Genomic DNA, 6,000 nt, shown 5'->3' with positions numbered 1-6,000 from the left:
AGAAAATACATCAATTTTGATAAGTAGAAATGGTAAAAACATTGTATAGCATTTTACACAGGAGTCTGGACTTGACTAAAATAATGTGTGAAAAAAGTTAACGTGATTTTGAAACGAGCTTAATAAGAGGTATGATGTAGGTAGAAAATAAAGATAGGAGGAAAAAGTATGAATAAAAAAGTTTTTCGCTTTCTAGTTGTTCTTGCTTTCTTATTCAGCATTGCTACGGTTTTCCCATGGAAATGGCCGATATAATGCGCTAGTTGTAAAAACGAAAGGAAGGGGAGTCCAATGGACTATTTAGTGATTACATAAGGTTTTCTGTGAATGTTAATTTTGTTTTAAAGTAGTTATTCGATAAATTTAAATTAAGTATACTTCTGATTTTTAGTTTATCACATTTGGTTTCACAGAAGTTTTAATAAATGATAACATTTAAATGGGTATCCTGTAAATGGAATAATAGAGAAGATATTAGCTATAGTAGATTAACTCTATAAAGTAAATTACTATAAATAACTGAAATCAATCGTTTTCAATATTCGGTTTGAATGATACTTGTTTCTTGTTTTGATACACAATATAAACTTAACGTTGCTTATTTTGTTAGATTTTTTAATAATTATGGAGAATAACATGAAAAAATTAATAACATCGTCTATAGTAGCATTATCATTATTTGGAGCAGTGGCTCCAACACTTGCTAATGCATCTACGATTTCTAATATAATTAGTTCAGATAAGGTGGATGAATTTACTTCCGCAGATATAAATATAATTACAAATTACGGACAGTATTCATATGATAAAAAATTGACAGAAGTTGCTTTGAAATTAGAAAATTATTTTTCGAAAAATGAATATGGAAATCCAGTTTTATACGCAACTAAAGAACAGTTAATGGAAGACTTAGAGATTACTGAGCAGGAAGCCGAAGATATATTATCTATTGCAGAATTAGATGTTAGAAAAACTCAATTTAGAGGGTTTGTCGGTTTGTATATTAATCTTGGACCTAAAATTAGAAGTATGAATGGATGGGCTGCTGCGGCTTTTGCAGGTGGCTATGTTGGTTGGTATGCCAAGGAATTAGTAGCGGCAGGACCGTGGGGAGCTGGTGTTGCTGCGCTTGTAACAGCTTCTGCTGCAGCATTAGTTAAATGGGGTGTTGAAAATGGTGTAACTGTCTTGCATCTAGGAGATCACATACCTGGCATTAGTTTGTCTTATAACGTATATATTCCATAATATGACTCATTTAAAATTTTATATCAAATCTGTTCTTAGTTCATTGGTATTTTTTATCTTTTTAATTCTTTTTATTAAAAATATATATTACTCTGCTGTAAAGATAACTATTGAAGTTATTATGACATTTTCGATAGGTAGTCTTTGTTATTCCATTTTTTGTAAAACAAATCGTGCTGCTTTTCTGCCAATTTCGGTTGTCTTATTTTTGCTGACTCTCTATTTGCTGGGAGGATAGTGTTTTAGCAGGAACTTTGTCAGTTTATACTTTTCTCTTGGAGAAATTATGATGATTGAAATTGCTATGACTGTATTAATTTCGATGGTTGTGGCATTTCTGTATTTTGTAATTACAGAATATTTTAAGAATAGTTATATTGACGGTATACTATTTCTATCATTGCTGATTTCTCATTTGATATGGGATTACTATTTTTTACCCAGTTAAGTCTCAGTGGCATTAAGTGGAGTAAATTTGCTGTCAAGATTTTTCAAAAAAAGAGAAGTCAATAGATTTGCTAGTGGATTATTAAGACGAAAGGTAAAATTGGGATAGTTAAAATGAAACATTTTTTTTGCAGGATTAGGTGAAATAAACTTTATAAATTATCTATTGTATATATGTGTAGGACTAGCCCCTCTTTTTCATATATATGTCATAGGTTCGGAACTGAGTTTTGTGAAAATAGTACTATCTATTTTGGGAGTCCTATTTGTATGTGTTTTAACTATTGCTAGAATTTATAGGAATTTTTTATATAAAGAATAGTTTGGAATGAAAAAGTGTCTTATGCAAGAGGTTGCCAGATTTGACAGCCTCTTTCTTGTCTTCTCCAACCAAGCATGTTATAATGAATACTGCTCAAGCGACCTTCAATCGTTAAGCACACACGACCTTCAATCGTGAATAAACGAATAGATGGGAGACTTACCATGAGTGATAACTCTAAAACACGTGTTGTTGTGGGGATGAGTGGTGGTGTTGATTCGTCGGTGACGGCTCTTTTGCTCAAGGAGCAGGGCTACGATGTGATCGGTATCTTCATGAAGAACTGGGATGACACAGATGAAAACGGCGTCTGTACGGCGACCGAAGATTACAAGGATGTGGCTGCGGTGGCAGACCAGATTGGCATTCCTTACTACTCTGTCAACTTTGAAAAAGAGTACTGGGACCGCGTTTTTGAATATTTCCTAGCGGAATACCGTGCGGGACGCACGCCAAATCCAGACGTTATGTGCAACAAGGAAATCAAGTTCAAGGCTTTTTTGGACTATGCTATGACCTTGGGGGCAGACTATGTGGCGACTGGGCATTATGCTAGAGTGGCGCGTGATGAGGATGGCATTGTTCACATGCTTCGTGGCGTGGACAATGGCAAGGACCAAACCTATTTCCTCAGCCAACTTTCGCAAGAACAACTTCAAAAAACCATGTTCCCCTTGGGACATTTGGAAAAGCCTGAAGTTCGCAGACTAGCAGAAGAAGCAGGACTTGCGACTGCTAAGAAGAAAGATTCGACAGGGATTTGCTTTATCGGAGAAAAGAACTTTAAAAACTTCCTCAGCAACTACCTGCCGGCTCAGTCTGGTCGCATGATGACTGTGGATGGTCGCGATATGGGCGAGCATGCAGGTCTTATGTACTATACGATTGGTCAGCGTGGCGGGCTTGGTATCGGTGGGCAACACGGTGGTGACAATGCCCCTTGGTTCGTTGTCGGAAAAGACCTAAGCAAGAATATCCTCTATGTCGGACAAGGATTCTACCATGATTCGCTCATGTCAACCAGCCTTGAGGCTAGTCAAGTTCACTTTACTCGTGAGATGCCAGAGGAATTTACACTCGAATGTACGGCTAAATTCCGCTACCGTCAGCCTGATTCTAAGGTGACCGTCCATGTCAAAGGAGACAAGGCAGAGGTCATCTTTGCGGAACCACAACGCGCGATTACACCAGGACAGGCAGTTGTATTTTACGATGGCGAAGAGTGTCTAGGTGGTGGCTTGATTGACAATGCTTACCGTGACGGACAAGTTTGTCAGTACATTTAGATTGACAAATTTTCTCAATTTGCTACAATAATAAAAGCAATAGAAATGATGGTCAAAGCTCATGGATGTTGCAGGCTTTTTTGTCCTGCACTTCTTTGGAGTTTTGACTGTTTTTGTGTCGTTTAAGGGAAAGGACAAGAATGACTCAGCAAGACTTTCGGACAAAAGTAGACAATACGGTTTTTGGTGTTCGGGCGACAGCCTTGATTCTCCAAAATAGCAAGCTTCTAGTCACCAAAGATAAGGGCAAGTATTACACTATCGGAGGTGCGATTCAAGTCAATGAAAGCACGGAAGACGCGGTAGTCCGTGAAGTGAGGGAAGAACTAGGTGTCAAAGCTCAAGCTGGGCAGCTAGCTTTTGTGGTTGAAAATCGTTTTGAACAGGACGGTGTTTCCTATCACAATATCGAGTTTCATTATCTGGTGGACTTGCTTGAAGATGCTCCATTGACCATGCAGGAAGATGAGAAAAGGCAGCCCTGTGAGTGGATTGACATAGACAAGCTTGAGGATATCAATCTAGTTCCAGCCTTTTTGAAAACAGCCCTGCCAGATTGGGACGGCCAACTAAGACACATTCATCTTGAGGAATAGGAGAGAAACATGACTTATAATTTTACTGAAGAATACGATATTATTGTAATTGGTGCGGGACACGCTGGGGTCGAGGCTTCCTTGGCTGCCAGCCGTATGGGTTGTAAGGTCTTACTTGCGACCATCAACATTGAAATGCTGGCTTTCATGCCTTGTAACCCTTCTATCGGTGGTTCTGCCAAGGGAATTGTCGTGCGTGAAGTCGATGCCCTCGGTGGCGAGATGGCTAAGACCATTGACAAGACGTACATCCAGATGAAGATGCTCAATACAGGGAAGGGTCCAGCCGTTCGTGCCCTTCGTGCGCAGGCTGACAAGGAGCTTTACTCTAAGGAGATGCGCAAGACGGTTGAAAATCAAGAAAATCTGACCCTTCGTCAGACCATGATTGATGAGATTTTGGTTGAAGATGGTAAGGTTGTCGGTGTCCGTACAGCAACCCATCAAGAATATGCTGCTAAGGCTGTTATCGTGACCACAGGGACTGCTCTCCGTGGGGAAATCATCATCGGAGATCTCAAGTACTCATCAGGACCAAACCACAGCCTAGCTTCGATTAATCTAGCTGACAATCTCAAGGAATTGGGACTCGAAATTGGTCGTTTCAAGACGGGAACTCCTCCACGTGTCAAGGCTTCTTCTATCAACTACGATGTGACCGAGATTCAGCCAGGAGACGAAGCGCCTAATCATTTCTCATACACTTCACGTGATGAGGATTATGTCAAAGACCAAGTGCCATGCTGGTTGACCTATACCAATGGTACCAGTCATGAGATTATCCAAAACAACCTCCACCGTGCGCCTATGTTTACAGGTGTAGTCAAGGGAGTGGGGCCTCGCTACTGTCCGTCGATTGAGGACAAGATTGTGCGCTTTGCGGACAAGGAGCGCCACCAACTCTTCCTTGAGCCAGAAGGTCGCAATACTGAGGAAGTCTATGTTCAAGGACTTTCAACCAGTCTGCCTGAGGATGTCCAGCGTGACTTGGTTCATTCTATCAAAGGTTTGGAAAATGCAGAGATGATGCGGACAGGTTATGCCATTGAGTATGACATGGTCTTGCCTCACCAGTTGCGTGCGACTCTGGAAACCAAGAAAATCTCCGGACTTTTCACTGCTGGTCAGACAAATGGAACGTCAGGTTACGAAGAAGCTGCTGGTCAAGGGATTATCGCGGGTATCAATGCGGCTCTTAAAATCCAAGGCAAGCCTGAGTTGATTTTGAAGCGCAGTGACGGTTATATTGGGGTCATGATTGATGACTTGGTGACCAAGGGAACCATTGAGCCTTATCGCCTTTTGACCAGTCGAGCTGAATACCGCCTCATTCTCCGCCATGACAATGCTGATATGCGTTTGACAGAGATGGGACGTGAGATTGGCCTTGTGGATGATGAACGCTGGGCTCGCTTTGAAATCAAGAAAAATCAATTTGAAAATGAGATGAAACGCCTAGACAGCATCAAACTCAAGCCAGTCAAGGAAACCAATGCCAAGGTTGAGGAGATGGGTTTCAAGCCTTTGACAGATGCAGTGACAGCCAAGGAATTCCTTCGCCGTCCAGAAGTTTCTTATCAAGATGTGGTGGCTTTCATCGGACCAGCTGCAGAGGACTTGGATGACAAGATTATCGAATTGATTGAAACAGAAATCAAGTACGAAGGCTATATTTCCAAAGCCATGGACCAGGTTGCCAAGATGAAACGCATGGAAGAAAAACGCATTCCAGCCAATATTGATTGGGATGACATTGATTCTATCGCGACAGAAGCCCGTCAGAAGTTCAAACTCATCAATCCAGAAACCATCGGCCAAGCCAGCCGTATCTCGGGAGTAAACCCAGCAGATATTTCTATTTTGATGGTGTATTTGGAAGGTAAAAATCGTAGTATTTCTAAAACTCTTCAAAAATCAAAATGATACGTCGTCGGCTTCGGCTCACCTAACTCAAGTTATGCTTTCGCCTAGCCTTCTAGTCTGATTTCGATTTTTATTGAGTTTTAATCTCAAAAGAAAGCATAGAGAAAAACAGCTCCGAAAAACGGGGCTGTTTTGTTGACTTGTACTCAATGAAAATCAAAGAGCAAACTAGGAAGCT

Annotated in this window: 5 protein-coding genes; all 5 read left to right on the top strand. The window is 40.8% G+C overall.

Annotated elements, in window-relative coordinates; all coding sequences use genetic code 11:
- Positions 1-636: 636 nt before the first annotated feature.
- The 5 genes from ACIY19_RS01335 (at position 637) to mnmG (ending at position 5,822) form a co-directional block, all read left to right on the top strand.
- A complete protein-coding gene (locus tag ACIY19_RS01335; RefSeq protein ID WP_050492315.1) occupies positions 637-1,248 on the top strand; it encodes a hypothetical protein in 612 nt (203 codons plus the stop codon).
- A 568-nt stretch (positions 1,249-1,816) separates the two neighbouring features.
- Positions 1,817-2,017, top strand: coding sequence for a hypothetical protein (locus tag ACIY19_RS01330; protein ID WP_080710131.1), 201 nt, complete (start codon positions 1,817-1,819; stop codon positions 2,015-2,017).
- Positions 2,018-2,181: 164 nt separating this feature from the next.
- Positions 2,182-3,303, top strand: a complete 1,122-nt coding sequence (mnmA, locus tag ACIY19_RS01325; RefSeq protein WP_261041680.1) for a tRNA 2-thiouridine(34) synthase MnmA — start codon at positions 2,182-2,184, stop codon at positions 3,301-3,303.
- 140 nt (positions 3,304-3,443) lie between these two features.
- Complete coding sequence (locus ACIY19_RS01320) at positions 3,444-3,899, top strand: NUDIX hydrolase (RefSeq protein WP_261113827.1); 456 nt, start codon at positions 3,444-3,446, stop codon at positions 3,897-3,899.
- Between the two features lie 9 nt (positions 3,900-3,908).
- Positions 3,909-5,822 carry a tRNA uridine-5-carboxymethylaminomethyl(34) synthesis enzyme MnmG gene (gene mnmG / locus ACIY19_RS01315; RefSeq protein ID WP_050390501.1) on the top strand — a complete coding sequence of 638 codons (1,914 nt, stop codon included), beginning with the start codon at positions 3,909-3,911 and terminating at the stop codon, positions 5,820-5,822.
- Positions 5,823-6,000: the final 178 nt, after the last annotated feature.

Source organism: Streptococcus sp. ST14 (assembly GCF_046098195.1).
In the GTDB taxonomy this organism is placed as follows: Bacteria; Bacillota; Bacilli; order Lactobacillales; family Streptococcaceae; genus Streptococcus.
Note: the sequence above shows the minus strand (reverse complement) of the source record. Positions and strands in the feature narration are given on the sequence as shown.